The sequence below is a fragment of the Enterobacter sp. Ap-1006 genome, assembly GCF_011752835.1.
Lineage (GTDB): Bacteria > Pseudomonadota > Gammaproteobacteria > Enterobacterales > Enterobacteriaceae > Cedecea.
Map to the genome: position 1 here is coordinate 243414 of NZ_VWWU01000003.1, position 23742 is coordinate 267155.

Below are 23742 nucleotides of genomic sequence, written 5' to 3' on the forward strand. Positions count from 1 at the left end.
GTTTGGGCTTTTGTCTAAATCGTTGAAGACCGTCAGTCGTAGGCGTTCAGCGTGCGCTGGCAGAGGGCCGAGCGCACACAATCCTGCTTACCAAAGCGAACAACGCCGACCATGTCATCCTCTTCAAAACGGTTCAGCGCATCGCTTAAACCGGACGGTACGCCCGCAGGTAAATCGCACTGCGTGATATCGCCATTGACGATAACCGTCACGTTTTCCCCGAGGCGGGTGAGGAACATCTTCATTTGCGCTGCTGTGACATTCTGCGCCTCATCCAGAATAACCACGGCATTTTCAAAAGTGCGTCCGCGCATATAGGCGAACGGCGCAATCTCAACCTTACCAATTTCAGGCCGCAGGCAATACTGCATAAAAGACGACCCTAAACGTCGCACCAGGATGTCATACACCGGGCGGAAATACGGGGCGAACTTTTCTGAGATATCACCGGGGAGGAAGCCGAGATCTTCATCGGCCTGCAGCACCGGACGGGTAACAATAATCCTGTCGACATCCTTATGTATCAGGGCCTCAGCGGCTTTTGCCGCGCTGATGAACGTCTTGCCACAGCCGGCTTCGCCGGTAGCAAATATCAGCTGCTTTTTCTCGATGGCATTAAGATAGTGCGCCTGAGCTTCATTCCGCGCTTCGATAGGTGAATGGTCGCGGCTGTCGCGCGCCATGCCTATAGATTCTACGCCGCTCATCTGCACAAGCGTGGTGACCGATTCCTCTTCACGCTGCCGGTGGCTACGCGAATCCCGTCTCAGCACACGTTTTGCTTCGCGACGAGCTTTGATCACAGCTTTCTGTCTTCCCATGGATGGCACCTTACAGTTGGTTTCATTTCCCGCGCCGTCTGGACAGGCGCGATTATGGCCACTAACGGATGAGGTTTGGCTTCCTTGTAAGCCATTAACTGCCGGTTGAGAGGGTGCGTTAAGCGAACGCGAAACGTTGCCTGACGCACCGTTAGGACGCTGATTTGACTCTGAATGGGGAAATTTAGCGGTGAAGATAGCGAAGCCGGAGGAGAGGCCTCCGCGCTGGGTAGTGCGGGTAAAGTGTTTAAGTAACCGTCCAGTACAGGACCCAACCATTCGCGATCTCCGTAGTGATTAAACGTCACAGCAGGGAACTACCGCTCATGCTTTAAGTACAACAAACATCACCCAAAATGCAACATAAATTTCACTTTTAAGTAACGTTTAATCGCAATCCGCTGCTGTGTACCGTTTTCGCACATCAATATTACAGAAATATATCAGCGGGATAGTCATAGGGAATTGCAATGAATAATAGGGGCAGCGAATTGTTAGCAAATGAAAAATGGGTGGTCTCAATGTGGGGCGTTCTCCTCGCATTTGGACATACCTGCTTAAATCTTCTCTGAGGGAGCGGCTAAGGTTCCGTTCACTTCCAGCCCCGTTTTATATGCAGCCACTGCACCGGTGAACGTCTTAGGGGAGCCACCGTCACTCCCCTAAGAACCCGGACTCCCGGCCAAATAAATCGACCGCGTGAGCGGCAGACCTCCGTTTTATCTCCCAGTCCTGGGTCGGCTGAGATGCGTTCCCGACGCTCTCAGCCTCCGGCCGTTCCCGACGTCCGGACACTGGCCAGTCGGAGAGAAAACGGAGGCGATTTAAGCCGGAACCGTGCCTCGCTGTTCGACCAGCGTTTCATTCAGCCACAGCGTTGCTTCTGTTTCTTTACCATCACCCTGGAAGAGAGAGGGAATAAACCGTGTTCTCTGTAACTTGTTTTCTCCCTCGCCCCCTTGGGGAGAGAGCCGGGGTGAGGGGGATCGCCGACGGTTTTACCGATTCAGCGGCGATAAGCTCGCCGGGCGCCAGACTTGTCAGGGAGATGGCGCGATCTCCCTGACACGTTCATCGGGCTGGAAACTTATAGGGAAAACAGATTTACGGGTGAAAGGAACAATTAAGAAGCAACACTACGCCTCAATCATCCCCTGCCCCAGATAATGCTGTTTATCCGGCACGCCCGGCAGCGCGAAGAAATACCCACCGCCGATCGGCTTGATGTACTCTTCCAGCGCCTCGCCGTTCAGCCTGCCCTGCACCGTCAGGAAACCTTTTTCAAGGTCATGCTGGTAGCAGACGAACAGCAGCCCCATGTCGAGCTGGCCAGATTTGGTGGCGCCCAGCGAATAGCTGTAGCCCCGCCGCATCATCAGCCCCGACTGCGTCTCTTTGGTCCTTGGATTTGCAAGGCGGATATGGGCATCCAGCGCAATCACATCGCCGTCAGGATCGGCGGCGTAGTCCGGCACATCATGCTCATTTGTCATACCCAGCGGCGCACCGCTGTGTTTCTCTCGCCCGAAGATAGTCTGCTGCTCTTTCAGCGGCGTACGGTCCCAGGACTCAACGTGGAACTGAATAATGCGCACGGCCTGATAGCTCCCGCCGGTGGCCCAGGCTGGCTCCGGCTGTTGCTTCGTTACCCACACCACGTCGTCCATCAGTGGCTTATCATGGCTGTCAGGGTTGGCCGTGCCGTCTTTGAAGCCTAACAGGTTGATGGGCGTCTCTTTCCCTCGGCTGCGCGCCGCATGGTTGGAGATGAACCCTTCCCGCTTCCAGCGCACGCTGAGGAGATCTGGCGTGTGCTTGATAATATCGCGCAACGCGTGGATCACAGTGTCGTTGGTGTTGGCACAAATCTGCAGCAGCAAATCGCCGTGACACAGGCTGGCATCCAGCGAATCATTCGGGAAACTGGTCATTGGCTGTAGCTTTTTCGGCATCTGCTTTTGCAGGCCAAAACGCTCGTCAAACAGCGAGCTGCCGGCAGACACCGTGATCGTCAGGTTATCCGGGTAAATTTCCGCCCCAAGAATGCCAGAGTCCATCGGCGGTAACCGTGGATTTGGCGTTGCCGGTGCCGGGCCGCCGCTGGTCAGAAAGTCAAAGCGGGCGGTCAGCAGACGGAAAAGACGTTCGAGGTCGGCTTTGTCGCTGGCCAGCACGTCAAACGCCACGAGCATCATGGCGGCCTGCTGGGGTGTCAGAATCCCGGCCTGGTGTTCGCCATACAGCGGTTGGCTTTCAAGGCGACCATCCGGCGGCAGCGTGCCCGGCGAAGAGGCCGGATTCGCCGCATGGGCCGCCATCGGGCACCCGCCGCCCACGGCAAAAGCGCCCCCAAGGGCGCCCAGTGTTTTCAGCAGCTGGCGGCGCGCCGGTTGGTGCGCGCCGGTGTTATCTTTATTGCTCATGATGCTTAGTCCAGGCCCATCACGCCACGCAGCTGAGACAGGTCTTCCGCCAGCGTCGTGATTGGCCCTTTCAGCGCTTTACGATCGTTATCCGTCAGCTTGTCGTAGGTTTCAAACCCGTCTTTGGTGCGGTACTTCGCCAGAATGGCGTCAACTTTCTTGAAGTTGGCATCCACTTTCGCCAGCAGCGCCGGGTTCTCTTTGGTCAGTTGAGGACGCAGCAGGTTAACGATTTTCTGCGCGCCGTCGACGTTCGCCTGGAAGTCCCACAGGTCAGTGTGGCTGTAGCGGTCTTCTTCCCCGCTGATTTTGGTCGCAGCGACTTCTTCAATCAGGCCAGCTGCACCGCCAACTACTTTGCTCGGCGGGAAGGCCAGCTCGGAAACACGAGTCTGCAGATCCAGCACGTCGGCGTTCAGCTTATCGGCAAACTGCGCGGCGTCTTTGGTGGTGTTGTCGCCAAAGAGAATTTTCTCCAGACGGTGGAAACCGGTGAATTTCGGGTCATCCGCTTTTTTCTCGAAATCGTCTTCACGGGCATCAATGCTGCTGTCGAGGTCTGAGAACAGCTCGGCAATCGGCTCAATACGCTCGTAATGCTGACGAGTTGGCGCATACAGGGCTTTGGCTTTCTCTAAATCGCCGGCTTTCACCGCGTCGGTAAAGGCTTTGGTGCCTTTCACCAGTTCCGCCACTTCAGCGGTCACATAGGCTTTGTATTCGGTGATTGGGCCGGTCAGCGCCAGCAGATCGGATTTAGGTGCTTCCTGTTTGCCGGTCGCTTTCACCACCAGCTTGCCTTTCGGGTTGGTCAGCAGACCGCAGGTCATGTCGTATTCACCGGGCTGCAGGTTAGCGGTCAGCTTCTGGGAGAAGCCCGGCGCGATGTTTTCACGCTCTTCCACTACCATCACCCCTTTCAGGATCTCCCACTCCAGCGCTTTCTGGCTGTTATTCTGGATAATGAACTGGGTTTTCCCGGCGTTCACGGTCACATTCATCGGCTCACATTGTTTATCCGTGACGGTGACTTTTACCTGGGGAATGTCCGCCGCCTGCGCGGCAAACGTGGAAGAGACAAGCGCGAGCAGCGCAACGTGCAGTGCCTTCAGACGAAAATGTTTGGTCATGACCTATCCCTATTAAGCAATGAGTAGTTATCACTGAACGGCAAGTCGCCCCGCCGGAAATCAATTAACGAGCCGTATTGGTCGCCTGGTTGTTCACGCGCGGCGGCATAAAGAACAACACCAGCGCCGGAATCAGATAAATGAAGTACATCGCCACTTCGCTCACGGTTGGGGTTTCCTGATAACCAAAAATCCCCTCCAGCAAGGTGCCGGTCAGCGAATGGGTGGAGAGCGTGTTGCTCATATCAAACGCGATATCCTGGAAGTGGTTCCACAGCCCGGCTTCGTGGAATGCGCGCACGGCACCGGCTGCAAGGCCTGCGGCCACCAGCAGAATAAACAGACTGGTCCATTTAAAGAACGCGCCCAAATTGAGACGAATCCCGCCCCAGTAAATAAGGAAGCCTAAAACGATGGCGGTGGCCAGGCCCAGCATAGCCCCCAGCGGAGGCCAAATGCCCACGTCCTGTTGGAAGGCCGCCAGCAGGAAGAACACCGACTCCAGACCTTCGCGCGCGACGGCGAAAAAGACCATCATGATCAGCGCCCAGCCGTGGTTGCCTTTGCTGTGCAGCGCGTTATCCACCGCCTGCTCCAGCTGCACCTTGACGTTACGGGACACTTTACGCATCCAGAACACCATCCAGGTCAGAATAAACACGGCAATAACCGCCACGATTCCCTCAAACAGCTCCTGCTCTTTTTGCGGGAACTCACCGGTGGTTTCATTGATGAAGATACCGAGGCCCAGGCAAAGTGCAGCGGCGGCAAAAACGCCTATCCACATCACGGCTATCCACTGGCCGCGCTGGGTACGCTTCAGATAGCTGGCAATCAGGCTAACGATGAGCGCTGCCTCCAGCCCTTCGCGTAACATGATGAGAAACGGAACAAACATGCCTGACACCTCAGATGTGAATACAAGTCAATTGACGTAAAGAAAAGTAAACCATAACGATTGTGATTATCATTAGCGCTGAAAAGAAAAACAAGAGACGGGGATTACATATTTATGACCAGATGTAAAAAGGGCCGGATTAACCGACCCTTCAGACTGATGACAACCTTCTGACGAGAGAAAAAATATCAGACGGCTCGTTAAAAAAAACAGGAAAATCAATTCATTGATTTTCGGCTGATAATCACAAAGAGGGAAAAACCACGCTTTTTTCCTCTTTGTCAGCAACCTATAAAGGGCCGGATTAACCGGCCCTTCAGACTGATGACAACCCTCTGACGAGAGAAGAAATATCAGACAGCTCGTTAAAAAAAACAGGAAAATCAATTCATTGATTTTCGGCTGATAATCACAAAGAGGGAAAAACCACGCTTTTTTCCTCTTTGTCAGCAACCTATAAAGGGCCGGATTAACCGGCCCTTCAGACTGATGACAAACCTCTGGCGAGAGAAAAAATATCAGACGGCTCGTTAAAAAAAACAGGAAAATCAATTCATTGATTTTCGGCTGCTCACCACAAAGAGGGAAAAACCACGCTTTTTTCCTCTTTGTCAGCAACCTATAAAGGGCCGGATTAACCGGCCCCTGTAAAAGATCGCCTGTTACTCAGGCTGCAGCTTGCTCGGCGGCGCGGTGTGATAAACCGCATCGGCTTCGGCGAAACGCTTCTGCATGGACGTTGAAGGTGCTTTACCCAGCAGGCTCACCGCCACAATCGCCAGGCTGGCGAAAGCGAAGCCAGGGATAATTTCGTACAGTCCCAGCCAGCCAAACTGCTTCCAGACCAGCACGGTTGCCGCCCCGACAATCATCCCTACCAGCGCCCCGTTGCGGGTCATGCGTGACCACATCACCGAGAACAGCACCACCGGGCCAAACGCCGCGCCAAAACCGGCCCAGGCGTAGCTGACCAGGCCCAGTACGCGGTTTTCCGGGTTAGCGGCCAGGGCAATCGCCACCAGTGCGACGACCAGCACCATCATGCGCCCTACCCACACCAGCTCTTTCTGGCTCGCGCCTTTGCGCAGGAAAGCTTTGTACAGATCTTCGGTAATCGCGCTGGAACACACCAGCAGCTGGCAGCTCAGCGTGGACATCACCGCCGCCAGAATCGCGGAGAGCAACACCCCGGCAATCCACGGGTTGAACAGGATTTGCGCCAGCTCGATAAACACCCGTTCGCCGTTTTGCGTCACCGCCCCGGCCTGCTCAGGGTTGTTGTTAAAGTAGGCAATCCCGAAGAAGCCCACCGCGCAGGCACCCGCCAGGCAGAGGATCATCCAGGTCATACTGATGCGCCGTGCGTTCACGATGGTGTGGTGTGAATCCGCCGCCATAAAGCGCGCCAGAATATGTGGCTGGCCAAAGTAGCCCAGGCCCCAGCCCATCAGCGAAACGATAGCGACAAAGTTCAGCCCTTTCAGCATATCGACGTTTTCGATGCTCTTTTGCTTAATCACCATCAGGGAATCATCGAGGCCGCCAACGGCAATGATCACCATCACCGGCGTCAGAATCAGCGCAAAGATCATCAGGCTGGCCTGTACGGTATCCGTCCAGCTCACCGCCAGGAACCCGCCCACAAAGGTATAGAGGATGGTAGCGGCCGCCCCGGCCCACAGCGCCGTTTCGTAGCTCATGCCAAAGGTGCTTTCAAACAGGCGCGCCCCGGCCACGATGCCGGAAGCACAATAAATGGTGAAGAACAGCAGGATCACCAGCGCCGAGATAATCCGCAGCAGGCGACTGGAGTCTTCAAAACGCCCGGTAAAGTAATCCGGCAACGTCAGCGCATTGTTGTTCAATTCCGTGTGAACGCGCAGGCGCCCCGCCACTAATTTCCAGTTGATCCATGCCCCTAAGGTCAGGCCGATGGCGATCCAGCTTTCTGAAATCCCGGAGATAAAGATCGCGCCCGGCAACCCCATTAACAGCCAGCCGCTCATATCCGAGGCACCTGCCGACAGCGCGGTCACCACGCTCCCGAGGCTGCGGCCGCCAAGAATATAGTCGTCAAAGCTGCGGGTTGAACGCCAGGCGATAAAGCCGATGAGAATCATGCCAAAGATATAAACGAGGAAGGTCACCAGCATCGGTGTGCTAATTGTCATTCAGACTTCTCCATAGCTATTACGCCTGCTCTCTCTGACCAGGCTGCTTCGCGCCGGAACGAGGCGCTGTGTTGTTATCGTGATGTAATGGGGAATGCATCCTGCCGGAACCCTTTATTTTTCACAAACGATTTAACACGGCATTTACATCGTTTGCATCTGCCTTAGGTAAGCATTTTTCACCAGGTTGCACTCACTCACACTTTTAGCGGTTGCACCGTTAAAAAGTGTTAACTTCATCAATAAATCTAGCGTTCCGCTTCCCGCTCCGTCAGACGAATTTCTTATCTTACTGGTAACAATTCCTCTTTTTTGCGGGCCCTTTATCGGCTTCGATTTAACAAGGTTGCACAAAGTTGCAACTTCATAGATATTGCTGGCTAACAAAGCACAACCCCGAATCATCATTAACCTGGAGACTGTCGTATGGGCACCACCACGATGGGCGTAAAACTGGATGAAGCGACGCGCGACCGCATTAAAGAAGCCGCCTCACGCATTGACCGCACCCCACACTGGCTGATTAAGCAGGCGATTTTTAATTATCTCGAGCGCCTGGAAAGCAGCGATGAGCTGCCTGAGCTGCCAGCCCTGCTGGCCGGGGCGGCCAATGAGAACGAAGAATCTCCAGTGCAGCCTGAAGAAGTGGCGCAGCCGTTCCTCGACTTTGCCGAGCAGATCCTGCCGCAGTCCGTCAGCCGGGCCGCAATTACCGCCGCGTGGCGTCGCCCTGAAACCGACGCAGTCCCGATGATCCTTGAGCAGGCTCGCCTGGCCCCGGCCATCGCCGAACAGACGCAAAAGCTGGCTTACCAGCTGGCCGACAAGCTGCGCAACCAGAAAACGGCGTCCGGCCGCGCGGGCATGGTTCAGAGCCTGCTGCAGGAGTTCTCCCTGTCTTCCCAGGAAGGCGTGGCGCTGATGTGCCTCGCGGAAGCGCTGCTGCGTATCCCGGATAAAGCCACTCGCGACGCGCTGATCCGCGACAAAATCAGCAACGGGAACTGGCACTCGCACATTGGCCGCAGCCCGTCGCTGTTCGTGAACGCGGCAACCTGGGGTCTGCTGTTTACCGGCCGCCTGGTGTCCACCCATAACGAAGCCAGCCTTTCCCGCTCCCTGAACCGCATCATCAGCAAAAGCGGTGAGCCGCTGGTGCGTAAAGGCGTGGACATGGCGATGCGCCTGATGGGCGAGCAGTTCGTGACCGGCGAAACCATCGCCGAAGCGCTGGCTAACGCCCGCAAGCTGGAAGAGAAAGGTTTCCGCTACTCCTACGACATGCTGGGCGAAGCTGCGCTGACCGCCGCCGACGCGCAGGCCTATATGGTTTCCTACCAGCAGGCGATTCACGCCATCGGTAAAGCGTCCAACGGCCGCGGGATTTATGAAGGCCCGGGTATCTCCATCAAGCTTTCCGCTCTGCACCCTCGCTACAGCCGCGCGCAGTATGACCGCGTGATGGAAGAGCTTTACCCGCGCCTGAAGTCCCTCACGCTGCTGGCTCGCCAGTATGACGTTGGCATTAACATTGACGCCGAAGAGGCGGATCGCCTGGAGATCTCCCTCGATCTGCTGGAAAAACTCTGCTTTGAACCTGAGCTGGCGGGCTGGAACGGCATCGGCTTTGTTATTCAGGCCTACCAAAAGCGCTGCCCGTTTGTGATTGATTACCTGGTTGATCTGGCCACCCGCAGCCGTCGCCGCCTGATGATTCGCCTGGTCAAAGGCGCCTACTGGGACAGTGAAATCAAACGCGCCCAGGTCGACGGTCTGGAAGGATACCCGGTCTATACCCGCAAGGTGTACACCGACATCTCCTACCTCGCCTGCGCCAAGAAACTGCTGGCCGTGCCGAACCTGATCTATCCGCAGTTTGCAACCCATAACGCCCACACGCTGGCTGCTATCTATAATCTGGCCGGGCAGAACTACTACCCAGGCCAGTACGAGTTCCAGTGCCTGCACGGCATGGGTGAGCCGCTGTATGAGCAGGTGGTGGGGAAAGTCGCAGACGGCAAACTGAACCGCCCTTGCCGCATTTACGCCCCGGTGGGTACGCACGAAACGCTGCTGGCTTACCTGGTACGTCGCCTGCTGGAAAACGGCGCCAACACCTCTTTCGTCAACCGGATTGCCGACGCCACCCTGCCGCTGGACGAGCTGGTTGCCGACCCGGTGAGCGCGGTGGAAGCCATGGCCGCCAAAGAAGGCCAGCCAGGGTTGCCGCATCCTAAAATCGCCCTGCCGAAAGCGCTTTACGGGGCGGAACGCGCCAACTCCAGCGGCCTTGATTTAGCCAATGAACACCGTCTGGCTTCGCTTTCCTCCGCCCTGCTGAACAGCGCCGCACAGAAATGGCAGGCCTCGCCTGTGCTGGAGCAGCCGGTTATTGAAGGCGAATTAACGCCGGTGAAAAACCCGGCTGAGCCAACTGACGTGGTGGGCTACACCCGTGAAGCCACGAGCGAAGAGGTTTCCCTCGCGCTTGAGAATGCCGTCAACCACGCGCCAATCTGGTTTGCCACCCCGCCGCAGGAGCGCGCCGCTATTCTCGAACGCGCCGCCGTGATGATGGAAAGCCGCATGCAGCAGCTGATCGGCATCCTTGTGCGTGAAGCCGGGAAAACCTTCAGCAACGCCATTGCCGAAGTGCGTGAGGCCGTGGACTTCCTGCACTATTACGCAGGCCAGGTGCGTGACGATTTCGACAATGAAACGCATCGTCCTCTTGGCCCGGTGGTCTGTATCAGCCCGTGGAACTTCCCGCTGGCTATCTTTACCGGCCAGATTGCCGCCGCGCTTGCCGCCGGGAACAGCGTGCTGGCCAAGCCTGCGGAACAAACTCCACTGATCGCCGCCCAGGGCGTTGCGATCCTGCTTGAAGCAGGCGTACCTGCGGGCGTACTCCAGTTGTTGCCCGGCCGCGGTGAAACCGTCGGGGCACAGCTCACAGGCGACTCTCGCGTACGCGGTGTGATGTTCACCGGCTCAACTGAAGTCGCGTCTCTGCTGCAGCGCAATATCGCCGACCGCCTCGATCCTCAGGGCCGCCCAACGCCGCTGATTGCGGAAACCGGCGGCCTTAACGCGATGATCGTGGATTCCTCCGCGCTAACCGAACAGGTTGTGGTGGACGTGGTTTCCTCCGCCTTCGACAGCGCCGGGCAGCGCTGCTCCGCCCTGCGCGTACTCTGCCTGCAGGAAGACGTGGCTGACCACACGCTGCAAATGCTTCGCGGCGCCATGGCGGAATGCCGTATGGGTAACCCAGGCCGCCTGACCACCGACATTGGGCCAGTGATTGACGCCGAAGCGCAGCAGAATATTGAGAAGCACATCCAGGCGATGCGCGCCAAAGGCCGCACCGTGTTCCAGGCCGTGCGTGAAAACAGCGTGGACGCACGCGAATGGCAGTCCGGCACCTTTGTAGCGCCAACCCTTATCGAGCTGGAAAGCTTCGACGAGATGAAGAAAGAAGTGTTCGGCCCGGTGTTGCACGTGGTGCGCTACAGCCGCAACAATCTTGAATCGCTGATTAAGCAGATCAATGCCGCTGGCTATGGTCTGACGCTCGGCGTGCATACCCGAATCGACGAGACGATTGCCCAGGTCACCGGCTCCGCCCACGTCGGCAACATGTACGTTAACCGCAACATGGTCGGCGCCGTGGTTGGCGTTCAGCCGTTCGGCGGCGAAGGCCTGTCCGGTACCGGCCCTAAAGCCGGTGGTCCGCTATACCTGTACCGCCTGCTGGCGAATCGCCCTGAAAATGCGCTGCAAACCACTTTCAACCGCCACGATGCCCAAACCCCGGTGGATGCCTCCCTGAAGAGCGATCTGCAGGTTGCCCATCAGGCATTGAGCGAGTGGGCGACCAACCGCGAAGAGCTGAAAGCCGTTTGCCAGCAGTTTGGCAAGCTGGCACAAAGCGGAACGCTGCGCGTGCTGCCTGGCCCAACTGGAGAGCGCAATACCTACGCCCTGCTTCCGCGTGAACGCATTCTCTGCGTCGCGGACGATGAGCGCGATGCGCTAGTACAGCTGGCGGCGGTCACCAGCGTGGGCGGCCGCGTGCTGTGGGCGGATGACAGCCTGCATCGCGACCTGGCGAAGCAGTTGCCTAAAGCCGTGCAGCAGCAGATTGATTTTGCCAAGCCGGAAGATCTGCTGAAGCAGCCGTTTGAGGCGGTGATTTACCACGGCGACTCCGACCAGCTGCGCAAACTTTGCGAAGCCGTCGCGGCTCGCACCGGGGCGATTGTTTCCGTTCAGGGTTTCGCGCGCGGGGAAAGTAACATTCTGCTTGAGCGTCTCTACGTGGAGCGTTCTCTGAGCGTGAACACCGCTGCCGCCGGTGGCAACGCCAGCCTGATGACAATCGGTTAACAGTCTGTCAGGATACAAAGGCTCTCGTCATGAGAGCCTTTTTTTTGATGAGGACACCAGAATGAAACGCGTGTGTTTACTTGTTGGCGGGCTGCTGCTGAGCGGGGTCGCCCTGGCCGATGGCTGTGATTCCGCCGCCACCCAGGCCGATATGAACCAGTGCTATGCCGCAGAGTATAAAAAGCAGGACGAGCGGCTGAATAAAACCTATAAAGAAGTGATGTCCCGGGCAACCGACAAGCAAAAAGAACTGCTTAAAAAGGCGCAGAACGCGTGGATTGCCTTCCGCGATGCGGACTGTGATTTTATGAGTTCAGGCGCGGAACAGGGTTCGGTTTATCCGATGGTGCGCGCCAACTGCCTGGCGGATAAAACGCTGGAACGTACCGAGCTGCTGAAAGGCACGCTGGAGTGCGAAGAGGGCGACGTAAGCTGCGTCCTGCCCCCTAAGTAAGCGCGATTAGCGCACCCGAATCCCCTCAATAATCATCCGCTGCACGTTTTCCACCGTGCGGCGGAAAAAGTCTTCATCCTGCAGCGTATTGCCGGTAACGGCCTCAACCTGGCTGGCAAAATCCGCGTAGTGTTGCGTCGTGGCCCAGAGCATAAAAATAAGGTGATGCGGATCTACCGCCGCCAGTTTGCCGCTGGCGACCCAGCCCGCGATAATTGCCGACTTCTCGTCCACCAGGGCTTTCAGGTCGCCCGTCAGCTCGCCTTTCAGCAAAGGTGCCCCCTGCAGCATCTCCAGGCAAAACAGCTTCGACGCCTGCGGATAATCCCTTGAAACCTCAAGCTTGAGGCGAATGTATTCCCCAATCGCCACCAGCGGCTGCAAATCTTCCCGAAAGGCGCGCAGCGGCGCCAGCCAGATATCCAGGATCTGCTTCAGCACTGCGATGTAGAGCGCTTCTTTGGAAGGGTAGTAATAAAGCAGGTTAGTTTTCGACACTTCGGCCCGCTCGGCTACCTGCTCAAGGCTGGTACCGTGGATGCCGTATTGCGAAAAAAACGCCAGCGCAGCGTCAAGAATGGCCTGTTTTTTGGCGGCGACGGCTTTCGATCGGCGTCCAGGGGTTTTGATGTCGGTGGCGGCCATGCGAGTTCTCCTTTTTTTCGCTGGCCTGAAGTATAGCTCAGACGCCCTCGCCTTCGGTATCTTCCTGCCAGCCCGGCTCCGCGTTTGCCGCTTTCTTGCGCTTGAGTTTGAGCTCGCTAACCAGCACCCCGAGGACGATCAACGCCCCACCCACCAGCGCAAGCACCGGGAGGCGCTCGCCCGCCATGCGGCCAAAGATCCCCGCCCAAACCGGCTCGCCGGTATAAATTACCGTGGCGCGGGTCGGCGATACGCTGCGCTGTGCCCAGTTCATCGTCACCTGAATAATGGCGCTGAAAATCCCAAGCCCCAGGGCAATCACCACCAGACCAGGACTGAAATGCGGCACGCTTTCCCCGGCGGGGACCATCGCCGCGAACGACACCAGCGAAGCCGTGGCAAGCTGTACTACAGTCACACGTTTGATATCCACTTTCCCCGCCCAGGCGCTGATCAGAATTATCTCAGCGGCAATCGCCACGGCACCGATAAGCGTAATGATTTCCCCGGCCCCCAGCGAAAGGCTGGTGCCTTCCGGCCCGGCAAGAAAAATCAGGCCAACAAAGGCCAGCACGACGCCAATCCAGGACATCAGCCCCGGCATACGGCCAAGGCAAATCCACTGCAGGAGCGGCACAACGGGCACGTACATCGCGGTAATAAAGGCGGATTTGCTGCTGGGAATCGTCTGGAGTCCCCAGGTCTGCATGCTGTAGCCGATGGCAATCGCCACGCCGATCAGCCCCCCCGCTTTGATTTCTAGCCAGGTTAACCCGCGCAGAGATTTCAGCGACAACAGCCCAACGGCAATGGCGGCGGTGGCGAAGCGCAGACCAACAAAGAAAAACGGGTCGCTCATCGTCATGGCGTACTGCACAGCCAGGAATGTACCGCCCCAGAACATGGTGATGAGGATAAGCAGCGCTTCCTGCGGCTTAACGGAGAATTTATAACGACTTAATGGCGCAGACATGAGGGAGACCGGAAAAATCAGGGTGAAAGTCGATGTGCTATAGTGCTTCCAGTCACATTTTGTTGCAATGGGAAAATAGAAAACCGCCGGCTAACCGGCGGTCGGGGTATTTCGGCGCAAGCGTTAATTCGCCGTGCGCTTCACAAAGTCACGGCTATTTATTTTTGCTGCCGTGGCTGTTTTTACCCCCTTTTTGACCAGCTTCTGAGGCGCGCTGCGGATCGTTTTTAAAGTTACCGCCGCTGTGCTGGCCACCTTTACGACCTGCTTCTGATGCTCTTTCACGGTCTTCAGCGAAATTACCTGAACCACCACGATGGTTTGCCATTTCTAACCTCCGGATTTAGGACATCATATTGCATTCAATAAAAGAGAACGCTTTTGCCACGCGGCCAGGCGGGCCTGCCGCCAACGTTACCGCGTGGGTCTAAGCTTAGTGCACCGGCGCGGTCGGGCTTCTGTTCAGACATATCCAGAAACATGCCGGTGAGCTTATCTTTTTATCCTTCCAGTGCGACGCGATAAGCCCCTCTTCTACATGGTCAAAAAACAGCCAGTAAAATGTTAGCTAATGCTACAGGGTCAAAATTTCATCTGCGCTTGTGATGTATCAAGGAAAGGCCATTCAGGTTTGCACTCTGCGCCACAGGTCATATCTTTAAAGGAGTGCAGTAAAACTGCAGTTCAACTGAGGAGTGAAGCAAGATGGCTAAAGTACTGGTGCTTTATTATTCAATGTATGGACACATCGAAACTATGGCTAAAGCCGTGGCGGAAGGTGCACAGAAAGTCGATGGGGCGGAAGTGACGATAAAGCGCGTGCCCGAAACCATGTCCCCGGAAGCCTTTGCTAAAGCCGGGGGCAAAACCCACACCGCGCCGGTCGCCACGCCGCAGGAGCTGGCCGACTACGACGCTATCATCTTCGGTACCCCTACCCGCTTCGGTAATATGGCCGGCCAGATGCGCACCTTCCTCGATCAAACGGGCGGCCTTTGGGCTTCCGGCGCGCTTTACGGCAAACTGGGCAGCGTATTCAGCTCTACCGGCACCGGCGGCGGCCAGGAGCAGACCATCACCTCCACCTGGACCACGCTCGCCCACCACGGGATGGTGATTGTGCCTATCGGCTATGCGGCACAGGAGCTGTTTGATGTTTCTCAGGTTCGCGGCGGCACGCCTTACGGCGCAACAACCATTGCCGGCGGCGACGGCTCACGCCAGCCAAGTCAGGAAGAACTGGCGATCGCCCGCTATCAGGGAGAGCACGTCGCAGGCCTGGCGGTTAAACTGAAAGGTTAACGGAGGAGTGATGACCACATCTCAGGCAAAAGCCCACCACGTTGGCGAGTGGGCGAGTCTTCGCAACACCTCACCAGAAATTGCAGAAGCCATTTTTGAGCTGGCGAAGTATGACGAAAAGCTGGCCGAAAAAATTTGGGAAGAAGGGAGCGATGAAGTCCTGCCGCTCGCCTTTGCTAAAACCGATAAGGACTCGCTCTTCTGGGGCGAACAGACCATCGAGCGCAAAAACGTTTAATCCTTCCGCTGCCCCCTTTCGGGGGCAGCCTCTTCTTACTTCACGGCTTCATTCAGCACTTCGCTAAACTTATCCCATGAGCAGTAGCCGTTGGTGTCCGTCGGGCAGCCTTCCAGCTCCAGCGTCACACGTTTTGGCGGGTGCTTCAGGGTTAACACATCGCCATTGCGCAGCTGTTCGGCGCTCTGGTAAACGTATTCCACTTTCAGCAGGTCGCGGTTGTTGGTCTTATCATGCCAGCGCTGGAACAGAATATTGCCGCCAATCGGGGTACGCTCATACTGCCCCGGCAGCTGATAAGGCTTGAACTGCAGCGCGGTCAGCAGCGACGCAATGTTCGAATCATGCCCCACCATCAGCGTCACTTTCGGCCCTGAAGCGGCTTCTTTGGACGTTAACGCGTTCTGAATGTATTTCACCAGCGGAGCCGCGACGTTGCGGGCCACTTCCGGGGAAGTAAACAGCGTGTCCTGATAGCTATTTTTGAGCTGGGAAAGCACGCGCCACTGTTCCGCCGTTTTGATTTTCCCCCACGCGACCTGGTCCATCGGGAAACCTTCGTAATATTGCAGCGTGAAGGCATCGACCAGGGCATTGCCCACCTTCAGGGAACCGTTAACGCCCGGCTCCTGAGTCGCATTGGCGCTAAAGACGTCTTTTGGCCCGTTCAGCTCACATAGCTGCTTCTCTTTGCAGGTTGGCGAGTTTTTATAGCCGACGATGTGCTCCAGCAGTTTATAGCTGTCGGCCAGCTTGTATTCAGTGCGCTGTTTTTCCATCGCCTGAACGGCTTTGGCTTTAAACTCCGGCGAGTCGTTGACGATCACCGGGTTGAACACCGGGTCCATGGTGCCCATTTTTTCCTGGTGATGTACCGGCACATCGCAGCCCGGGAAAGCCCCGGTAATGAAGAATTGCGCGGTAGCGACGGTGCGCTGAAGGCTGTTGGCATAGGCATAAACACTCTCTGGTGCCGGGCATTCGCCGCTGGTTACCAGATTCTGGCTCGCCAGCCATTCACGCATGTAATGCCCCATATAGACTTCCAGCACCCCGCCTTTGGTGGTGAGCTGCCCGCCCGGCACATCCCACTCCGGCCATGCCTGCGCGGTAGACTGCTCAAGCACGCTGCCGTTGTTGGCCAGCGGCGCGCGCAGGTTATGACGGCTCATCAGCAAAACCTGCTGCAGCTGGTAGCCGTCCGGCACGGCGTCCGCTTTCGCCAGACCTGGGGCAAGACAGGCGGCGGCCAACAATGAGGCAACAATTTTTTTCTTCATTACTTATTCCTCAGGGAGTGATTAATAAAATGTGAAGAATATATTGTGACAGAAAAATGACAGCCGACCTGCCTGGCGGATCGCAAAAAGCCCTATTATTCCGTTTGTTGCTTCAGCTGCGCTTCAAAGCGCTGGCGAGAGAGATCCACATAGCGTTGTAACCCGTCTCTGTCGATAAAGGCGTTGCTATCTCCGGCGGCAAGCCGGGCCTGTTTCTCCGCCAGACCAAAGCGTTCCCCTTTGTTCGCCACAAAAATGTCCGCTTTTTGTGCCGCGAGCGTGGCAAAACTGTGGCGGATGTCGTTCACCAGCGTCGGGTAATTCTTGTTCGCCACCAGATAATAGTCCGGCGTGGCGAGACTGTCGGCGTAAATAAGCGTGTACCCACCTGGCAGCGCAAACAGCCATGACGTGCTGCCCGGCAGATGTCCCGGTGTCAGCAGCGCTGTCGCGGTTACGCCGCCCAGCTTTAGCGTCTCGTGGTCATGAATGATTTTATCCGTGGTGACCGGTGGAAAGGGCAACGCGTCTCCCAGCGCAAAATCCTCTTTGCCTCCCCGCGCCATTTGGTCAGCATTCTCCCTGCTGGCAACCAGCTTTGCCCCGCTCCACTTTTTCAGTTTGGCAATGCCCCCGGCCTGATCGAGCCGGGCATGGCTGTTGAGGATGAACCGCACGTCGCGAATGTCGAATCCCAAAGAAGCAATATTCTCTTTGATGCCCCTAGCGCTTGCGTCCAGCGCACCGTCGACGAGAATATGTCCCTCAGGCGTGGTAATCAGAATGGACGAGAGATTTTCGGTGCCGACATACCAGACGTTCGCTGCCATACGGAACGGTTTGACCGGTTTGGCCCAGCCTTCAAAAAGCGAATAAGGCGGCGCGGCAGACAGCGGTTGGGTTGGATTTAATGCCGCAGAACTGCCGGCAGAGAAGACTGAAATCATGCAGGTAAATAACAGGCTATAACGGTTCACAGGTGGCTCCTTTTGGTCAGGAGGCGCAGTATACTGCCGGGCAATTTAGTCCGATGCAATTGAGAAATGATGGCGTGAATATCCTGCAATTAGACATGAACCTGCTGAAGGTGCTGTACGTGATGTTAATCACCGGCTCGACCAGCCGAACGGCGCAAAAGCTGGCGCTTAGCCCGTCCGCCGTCAGCCATGCTCTCGCCCGCCTGCGTGATGCCCTGGGCGATCCGCTTTTTCGTCGGGAAGGCAATGCCCAGGTTCCCACATCTTTCGCACTCGGTATTAAAGAACGCCTGATCCCGCTCTTCGTGTCCCTGAATGAAGAATTATTTGGCGAAGAGCACGCGGAGGAGCGCCGATTTCGTCTGGTTCTGCCCCCGGCGCTGAATGTGTTACTCACGCCGGAACTCGCCCGCAAAGGGCATCAGGCCGGGGCCATTATTGAATGCCTGACGTTTGAACGGCGTGCGTGGCGTGATGAGCTGCTGGAGGGACGAATAGATTTGTTGATTGCGATTGGCGATCATCAAAAACGCGTCAGTGCCCTGCATTATGAACGCGTAGGCAGCACGCGCCTGATTGCTGTTTTCGGCGAACCACTGTCCTCCAGACTTAACGGGCGTGAAACCCTGTCCTTTGACGAACTGCCGCAGTTTGATCATTTCTATTGTCACCCCTGGCCACAGGGCATTAACGAGCTCGATCGCCAGCAGGCACGTGCCGGGCTCGAACGCCGCCTGGCCTTTACCTGTAGCGACTACGGCCAGCTCGCTCCCGCCCTGCGCAATGCCCCGCTGATGGCTATCGTGCCAGCCCCATGGTTTGATACCCTGAATAACAAAGCCCAGCTTTTTACGCTGCCGCTGTCCGGCGACCAGGCTATTGGTAGCCTGTTTTTGCAGTACCGGACCTCTACCGTGGAATGGAAACAGCGTCTGATAGACAGCCTGCGCCGTACGCTGGCCGCCTGGTATCATTGAAATTACCGCTCAGCCTCTCATACAAAAAGTTTTATAATAGAACCCGGCAAACCCATCGGAGGAATGATGAAACGTAAGAGCCTTGAAGACAGCGTCTGTTCGGTTGCCCGCACGCTGGACGTGATCGGCGACTGGTGGTCGTTGCTGATCGTGCGCGATGCGCTGAACGGCATGTCTCGCTTCGGTGAGTTCCAAAAAAACCTCGGCATCGCCAAAAATATGCTGACCGTTCGCCTGAAACAGCTCGTCGATAACGGTATTTTTGAGCTCCGCCCGGCGTCGGACGGCAGCGCCTGGCACGAGTACGTGCTGACGGAAAAAGGCCGGGCGCTGCAGACCGTTTTAGCAGCCCTTTCACAGTGGGGCTGCGAAAACCTCTACGCCAAAGATGAGACACGCAGCGTCCTCGTCGACAGCCAGCAGCATCGTCCTATCCGCAAGCTAACCTTACAGGCCGAAGATGGTCGTGAGCTAAAACCGGACGAAATAATCACTCAGGCACGTTCCTCCTCCTGACCAATAAGCATCTGTTATTCGGGTGCTTATTAATATTCCCTTTAACAATTCCTGCGCATAACGAAAAAACAGCCCTCATATTGGTTGCATAATAAAACCAACAAACCTACATTTACCTCAAGGTTTCATTATGAAACCACATCAACGTTACTCTACTTCATGTGAGGTGTTTTATGGCTAACTCTCGTTCTATTGCGGTCATTACCGGCGCATCTTCCGGGATTGGTGCGGTTTATGCCGATCGTTTTGCGGCCCGAGGTTTTGATCTGCTGCTGGTTGCCCGGCGCGAAGATCGCCTGCGCGATCTGGCCGCGAAGCTTGAAGCCCGCCACGGCATAACCGTGACTACGCTAAAAGCCGATCTGGTTAACGACCAGGACATTGCCGCCGTTGAGGAGGCCCTGAAAGATCCGCGCATCAGCGTGCTGGTTAACAACGCGGGCACCGCCCACAGCGCAGCGTTTACCGCCGCCAGCGTGGAACAACATCAGGCGCTTATCACGCTGAACATCACGGCATTAACTCGCCTGAGCCATGCCGCCCTGCTTAATTTCCAGCAAAAGAACAGCGGCACGCTGATCAATATCTCGTCGATTCTGGCAGTACAGAGCTGGGTGGGCAGCGCGGTATACAGCGGCACAAAGGGCTATGTATTGAACCTGACGAAAGTTCTGCAGGCCGAAGCTGCCGGCACCGGCATTCGTATTCAGGCGGTGCTGCCCGCGGCTACGGCAACCGAAATTTGGGATCGTGCGGGCGTGTCGGTCGACTCATTGCCGGAAGGTGCGGTCATGAAAGTGGATGATTTGGTGGATTCCGCCCTGGCCGGACTGGACAGCGGGGAAGCTGTCACCATCCCGCCATTGCACGATCTCAGCCTGTGGGAAACCTACGCCACTACGGCGCAGGCGATGTTTGATGCGGCAGGCACAGCGCAGCCAGCGCCTCGCTACGCCCGCTAATTTTCCCGGGCAGATGTCGGCGGTATCTGCCCATCATTTACTGACAGGCCGCCATGTCTCGCTATAATGAGGCAAATTCCTGCCAATATGATGCTGTGATGAAACTGTTTTACTATTCAGCCGCAGGCATGGTTGCTGCGCTGATTGTGCTCTGGGGAGCGCTGATTGTGGACAGCGCCAATATCCTGCAACAAATGTCCGAGCTGATGCACTACATCGAAGATTTGTTCAACCCTCGCGAACGCTAGCGGTTAAACGCCAGCGCCTGGCCGTAAATCCCCCCGGCAACTGACTCGCCGTCCCAGACGAGGTGCCCGTTCACCAGCGTGCTTTCAACCACGCCGCCCTGCAAGGTGTGCCCTTCGAAGGGTGACCAGCCGCATTTGTAGGCAATATTACTTCCCTCAATGCTGGCGCGTTTCCAGGGGTTGATCACCGCCAGATCGGCCCAGTAACCTTCCCGGATATAGCCGCGATCCTTAATCTGAAAACGTTCGGCTACCGCGTGGCTGGTTTTTCTGACGATAAGTTCAGGCGTGAAAATCCCTCTGGCACACATATCCAGCAGCGCAGGCAGCGCGTGCTGCACCAGCGGCAATCCCGACGGAGCCGAGAAATAATCATTCCGCTTTTCCGCCAGCAAGTGCGGCGCATGGTCGGTCGCAATAATATCAATCACGCCCGTCTTAACGGCCTGCCATAGCGCCCGCTGGTGTTCCTGGCCCTTCACCGACGGGTTGCACTTCAGCCGGTGCCCCAGCGCCGCGTAATCATCCTGATTAAAATAGAGGTGATGGATACAGGCTTCCGCCGTGATCGTTTTTCTGCGTAAGGCTTCAAGCGTGGGCGCGGGCTCAAACAACGCCAGCTCATCGGCCGTGGTGATATGCAGCACATGCAGCCGCGTGCCGTGCTTTTTCGCCAGCGCGACCGCCCGGGAAGATGAAAGCAGGCAGGCCTCAACCGAGCGAATAGCTGCGTGTTCTGCGGCCGGGATCTGCTCCCCATATCGCTCTCGCCACAGCGCCTCATTACGTTTGATAGTCGGCGTATCTTCGCAATGCGTGGCCACCAGCCCCGGCGCATGCTGGAAAATAGCCTCCAGAATGCGTTCGTCATCCACCAGCATGTTGCCGGTGGAGGCACCCATAAACACTTTTACGCCGCAGGCGGCATCGGCTGGCAGCGCCTTAAGTTCTTCCAGATTGTCGTTGGTGGCACCGAAATAGAAACTGTAATTGGCCAGTGAACCTTCGGCGGCCCGCTGAAATTTACCTTCCAGCGCCTGTCTGCTGGTGGTCGGCGGCGAAACGTTGGGCATTTCCATATAGCTGGTGATCCCGCCCATCACCGCCGCGCGTGACTCGCTGGCAATCGTGCCCTTATGCATCAACCCCGGTTCACGAAAATGTACCTGATCGTCGATCATGCCCGGCAGCAGCCACTTCCCGGCAAGATCGCGCACATTCCACGTGGCGCGAGCCGGGATCGCAGCGGCTATTTTTTCAATTCGCCCGTCCACAATGAGCAGATCGCCCTGGTAACGCCGCCCCTCATTCATCATCAGCGCGTTGGTCAGTAACAGAGATTTCATCAGTCGTTTTCTCCGGCTTAAAAAGGCTGCGCTAGCGTCGGGCAACCATCACAACAATAAACAGCCCGCCAATTCCGGCGGTAATAATGCCTATGGGCAGCTCCTGCGGCGCAACCAGCACCCGGCTGACCAGATCGCCGCCGCACAGCAAACAGGCCCCGACAAGGGCACACAAAGGCAGCAGCCTGGCGTGCTTAATGGCGGAAAAATGGCGGCAAAGATGCGGCACCATCAGCCCGACAAAGCCAATCACGCCGGTCAGCGATACAAAAATGGCGGTCGAAAAAGCGCAGCACAGAAAAATTTCGGTACGCAGACGGGTCACGTTAATGCCCAGCGAAAATGCGGTGCGATCCCCCGCGAGCAATCCATCCAGCGATCGCCATCTCAACAGGCAAAATGCGGCCAGCAGCAGCAAACCGCCCAGCGCAAATCCCAGGTTATCCCATCGCGCCAGCCCCAGGCCGCCGAGCGACCAGAATAAAACCGAGCTGGCCGTACGCTGGTCACCGGCGAATATCAGGTAGCTGGTTAATGCCCCGAACAAGAAAGAGATCGCCAGCCCGCAAATAATCAGCGTTTCGGCACCCCGATCGCGTTTGAGCTGGAATAAAGACAGCACCGCAACCGAAGAAAGCAGCCCGCCGCCAAAAGCCGCCGCCGGTAGCGTCCAGACGCCGAAGAAGTCGCCGAAGCGGGTAAAAACCAGCACCGCTCCGGCAGACGCGCCCGAAGAAAGCCCGAACAAAAAAGGGTCCGCCAGCTCATTGCGCGTGGCCGTTTGCAGCAGCGCGCCCACCACCGCCAGCCCCGCGCCGGTCATCAGGGCGAGAAGCGTTCTGGGCAGCCGGATGTCCAGCACGATCCCGCGAATCATCGGTGAAATGTCCGCTGCCGTGGGTTGCAGCGCGTTTACCACCTGATTCAGGCTGAGCCGGACCGAGCCTTCCGTTAAGCTAAGCACCGCAAACAATATGACGAGAAACCCCGCCAGGCATGCGGCCCGGCGGTAACGCCAGGCTAAAACCATCACTGTGCCGCGAACAGAACGCGAGCGAGCTTCTCAACCGCGGCGATATTTGCCGGGCCGGGCGTCAACTCGGCGTACTGCAGCTTAAGATAGCGGTGCTGTTTCACCGCCGGGGTGAGCTTCATCAGCGGGTGGTGCTCAAGGAACTGGCGGAGCGAATCAGCGCCCCCGCCGGTCTGGTAATCCAGCAGAATGATGACATCCGGCTCGGCCGCCGCAACATTTTCCCAGGAGGTTGTCCCCCAGCTGGTGTCCAGCCCTTCCATGGCGTTTTTACCGCCAGCGGCCTCTATAATGGCCTGCGGCATGGCGTATTTTCCGCTGGTAAACGGTTTGTCTTCCCCGGAGTCATACACAAAGACTTTCAGTGGCCTTGCGCCCGGTAGTGCTTTTGGGAGGGCCGCCAGCCGCGCTTTCCAGCCGTCAACCAGCTTCTGAGCAACCTCCGCCTTACCAAAAATTTTGCCAAGCGTAAGCTCATCGTTATAGAGCAGATCCAGGGTCGCCTTGGTTTTGCTTTCCCCGGAAATCGCGCAGCTTTCGCTGAGCACAAAGGTTTTGATGCCGTATTTGGCAAGACTTTGGGGTGTAACGTCGCCCCCTACTTTCATGCCGTAATTCCAGCCCGCGAAAAAGAAATCTGGCTCGGCGGCCAGCAGCGTTTCAAGCGAGGGGTATTTGGGCGCAAGTTCGGGGATCGTCCCCATTTGTCGCTTAAATTCGGGCGTCATTTTATACCAGCCGGAGATGCCGGTCAGACCCACAATCTGCGGCTGTAAATCCAGAGCAAAAGCCATCTCCGACATGTTCAGGTCGTTGATTACCGCCCGCTTTGGTGCTGCGGTAAAGACAATGGGTTTACCGCAGCTCTCAATAGTCACCGGGAAGCCGGAGGCAAAGGCAGTAAAGGAGGTAAAGGCCAGCCAGAAGCCGGTAGCGATTTTTAACATCATAGCGATCCC

At 56.8% G+C, this 23742-nt stretch carries 21 protein-coding genes; 8 read left to right on the top strand and 13 right to left on the bottom strand.

Annotation, left to right across the window (positions count from 1 at the left end; all coding sequences use genetic code 11):
- Positions 1-32: 32 nt before the first annotated feature.
- The 5 genes from phoH to putP all read right to left on the bottom strand — a co-directional run bounded on the left by phoH (position 33) and on the right by putP (position 7443).
- Positions 33-821, bottom strand: coding sequence for a phosphate starvation-inducible protein PhoH (gene phoH / locus F3J28_RS09420; RefSeq protein WP_008455641.1), 789 nt, complete (start codon positions 819-821; stop codon positions 33-35).
- 1136 nt (positions 822-1957) lie between these two features.
- On the bottom strand, positions 1958-3244 hold the full coding sequence (gene efeB, locus F3J28_RS09425; RefSeq protein ID WP_166875263.1) for an iron uptake transporter deferrochelatase/peroxidase subunit: 1287 nt from the start codon (positions 3242-3244) through the stop codon (positions 1958-1960).
- A gap of 5 nt (positions 3245-3249) precedes the next feature.
- Positions 3250-4374, bottom strand: coding sequence for an iron uptake system protein EfeO (efeO, locus tag F3J28_RS09430; RefSeq protein WP_166875266.1), 1125 nt, complete (start codon positions 4372-4374; stop codon positions 3250-3252).
- A gap of 64 nt (positions 4375-4438) precedes the next feature.
- Complete coding sequence (efeU, locus tag F3J28_RS09435; RefSeq protein WP_008455644.1) at positions 4439-5272, bottom strand: iron uptake transporter permease EfeU; 834 nt, start codon at positions 5270-5272, stop codon at positions 4439-4441.
- A gap of 662 nt (positions 5273-5934) precedes the next feature.
- Entirely contained in the window at positions 5935-7443 is a 1509-nt protein-coding gene (gene putP / locus F3J28_RS09440) for a sodium/proline symporter PutP (protein ID WP_166875269.1), read from the bottom strand.
- A 426-nt stretch (positions 7444-7869) separates the two neighbouring features.
- Between putP and putA the strand changes: the two genes are divergently transcribed.
- Together putA and F3J28_RS09450 are read left to right on the top strand one after the other, a co-directional pair.
- On the top strand, positions 7870-11832 hold the full coding sequence (gene putA / locus F3J28_RS09445) for a trifunctional transcriptional regulator/proline dehydrogenase/L-glutamate gamma-semialdehyde dehydrogenase (protein WP_166875272.1): 3963 nt from the start codon (positions 7870-7872) through the stop codon (positions 11830-11832).
- 61 nt (positions 11833-11893) lie between these two features.
- Positions 11894-12286 carry a lysozyme inhibitor LprI family protein gene (locus tag F3J28_RS09450; RefSeq protein WP_166875275.1) on the top strand — a complete coding sequence of 131 codons (393 nt, stop codon included), beginning with the start codon at positions 11894-11896 and terminating at the stop codon, positions 12284-12286.
- 6 nt (positions 12287-12292) lie between these two features.
- Here F3J28_RS09450 and rutR read toward each other — a convergent pair whose 3' ends face one another.
- From rutR to F3J28_RS09465, 3 genes are all read right to left on the bottom strand, one after another.
- A complete protein-coding gene (gene rutR, locus F3J28_RS09455) occupies positions 12293-12931 on the bottom strand; it encodes an HTH-type transcriptional regulator RutR (RefSeq protein ID WP_166875278.1) in 639 nt (212 codons plus the stop codon).
- Between the two features lie 37 nt (positions 12932-12968).
- A complete protein-coding gene (locus F3J28_RS09460; protein ID WP_166875282.1) occupies positions 12969-13904 on the bottom strand; it encodes a DMT family transporter in 936 nt (311 codons plus the stop codon).
- Between the two features lie 154 nt (positions 13905-14058).
- On the bottom strand, positions 14059-14232 hold the full coding sequence (locus tag F3J28_RS09465) for a con-10 family general stress protein (RefSeq protein WP_008455651.1): 174 nt from the start codon (positions 14230-14232) through the stop codon (positions 14059-14061).
- Between the two features lie 377 nt (positions 14233-14609).
- Here F3J28_RS09465 and wrbA point away from each other — a divergent pair, with 377 nt between their 5' ends.
- Together wrbA and F3J28_RS09475 are read left to right on the top strand one after the other, a co-directional pair.
- Positions 14610-15206: an NAD(P)H:quinone oxidoreductase gene (gene wrbA, locus F3J28_RS09470; protein ID WP_166875285.1), complete on the top strand. Its 597-nt coding sequence runs from the start codon at positions 14610-14612 to the stop codon at positions 15204-15206.
- Between the two features lie 10 nt (positions 15207-15216).
- Entirely contained in the window at positions 15217-15444 is a 228-nt protein-coding gene (locus F3J28_RS09475) for a YccJ family protein (RefSeq protein WP_008455653.1), read from the top strand.
- A gap of 35 nt (positions 15445-15479) precedes the next feature.
- Here the strand turns inward: F3J28_RS09475 and agp are convergent, their stop codons facing one another.
- Both agp and F3J28_RS09485 read right to left on the bottom strand, forming a co-directional pair.
- Positions 15480-16724, bottom strand: coding sequence for a bifunctional glucose-1-phosphatase/inositol phosphatase (gene agp / locus F3J28_RS09480; protein WP_166875288.1), 1245 nt, complete (start codon positions 16722-16724; stop codon positions 15480-15482).
- Positions 16725-16819: 95 nt separating this feature from the next.
- Complete coding sequence (locus F3J28_RS09485) at positions 16820-17701, bottom strand: HARLDQ motif MBL-fold protein (protein ID WP_008455657.1); 882 nt, start codon at positions 17699-17701, stop codon at positions 16820-16822.
- Positions 17702-17775: 74 nt separating this feature from the next.
- On the opposite strand from F3J28_RS09485, the gene F3J28_RS09490 reads away from it, so the two are divergent.
- The 4 genes from F3J28_RS09490 (at position 17776) to F3J28_RS09505 (ending at position 20404) form a co-directional block, all read left to right on the top strand.
- Positions 17776-18678 (top strand): LysR family transcriptional regulator, encoded by a 903-nt coding sequence (locus tag F3J28_RS09490; RefSeq protein ID WP_166876543.1) that lies wholly within the window; start codon positions 17776-17778, stop codon positions 18676-18678.
- Between the two features lie 66 nt (positions 18679-18744).
- Positions 18745-19194 carry a winged helix-turn-helix transcriptional regulator gene (locus tag F3J28_RS09495; protein ID WP_008455662.1) on the top strand — a complete coding sequence of 150 codons (450 nt, stop codon included), beginning with the start codon at positions 18745-18747 and terminating at the stop codon, positions 19192-19194.
- A gap of 173 nt (positions 19195-19367) precedes the next feature.
- Positions 19368-20156 carry an SDR family NAD(P)-dependent oxidoreductase gene (locus F3J28_RS09500; RefSeq protein ID WP_166875291.1) on the top strand — a complete coding sequence of 263 codons (789 nt, stop codon included), beginning with the start codon at positions 19368-19370 and terminating at the stop codon, positions 20154-20156.
- A 98-nt stretch (positions 20157-20254) separates the two neighbouring features.
- Positions 20255-20404 carry a hypothetical protein gene (locus tag F3J28_RS09505; RefSeq protein ID WP_156479839.1) on the top strand — a complete coding sequence of 50 codons (150 nt, stop codon included), beginning with the start codon at positions 20255-20257 and terminating at the stop codon, positions 20402-20404.
- Here F3J28_RS09505 and F3J28_RS09510 read toward each other — a convergent pair.
- The 3 genes from F3J28_RS09510 to F3J28_RS09520 are packed head-to-tail and all read right to left on the bottom strand — an operon-like array spanning position 20401 to position 23730.
- Complete coding sequence (locus tag F3J28_RS09510) at positions 20401-21750, bottom strand: dihydroorotase (protein WP_166875294.1); 1350 nt, start codon at positions 21748-21750, stop codon at positions 20401-20403. The two genes, F3J28_RS09505 and F3J28_RS09510, sit on opposite strands and share 4 nt — an antisense overlap.
- A gap of 31 nt (positions 21751-21781) precedes the next feature.
- A complete protein-coding gene (locus F3J28_RS09515; RefSeq protein WP_166875297.1) occupies positions 21782-22780 on the bottom strand; it encodes a FecCD family ABC transporter permease in 999 nt (332 codons plus the stop codon).
- Positions 22780-23730, bottom strand: coding sequence for an ABC transporter substrate-binding protein (locus F3J28_RS09520; RefSeq protein WP_166876546.1), 951 nt, complete (start codon positions 23728-23730; stop codon positions 22780-22782). The genes F3J28_RS09515 and F3J28_RS09520 overlap by 1 nt, the downstream gene beginning before the upstream one ends.
- Positions 23731-23742 lie beyond the last annotated feature (12 nt).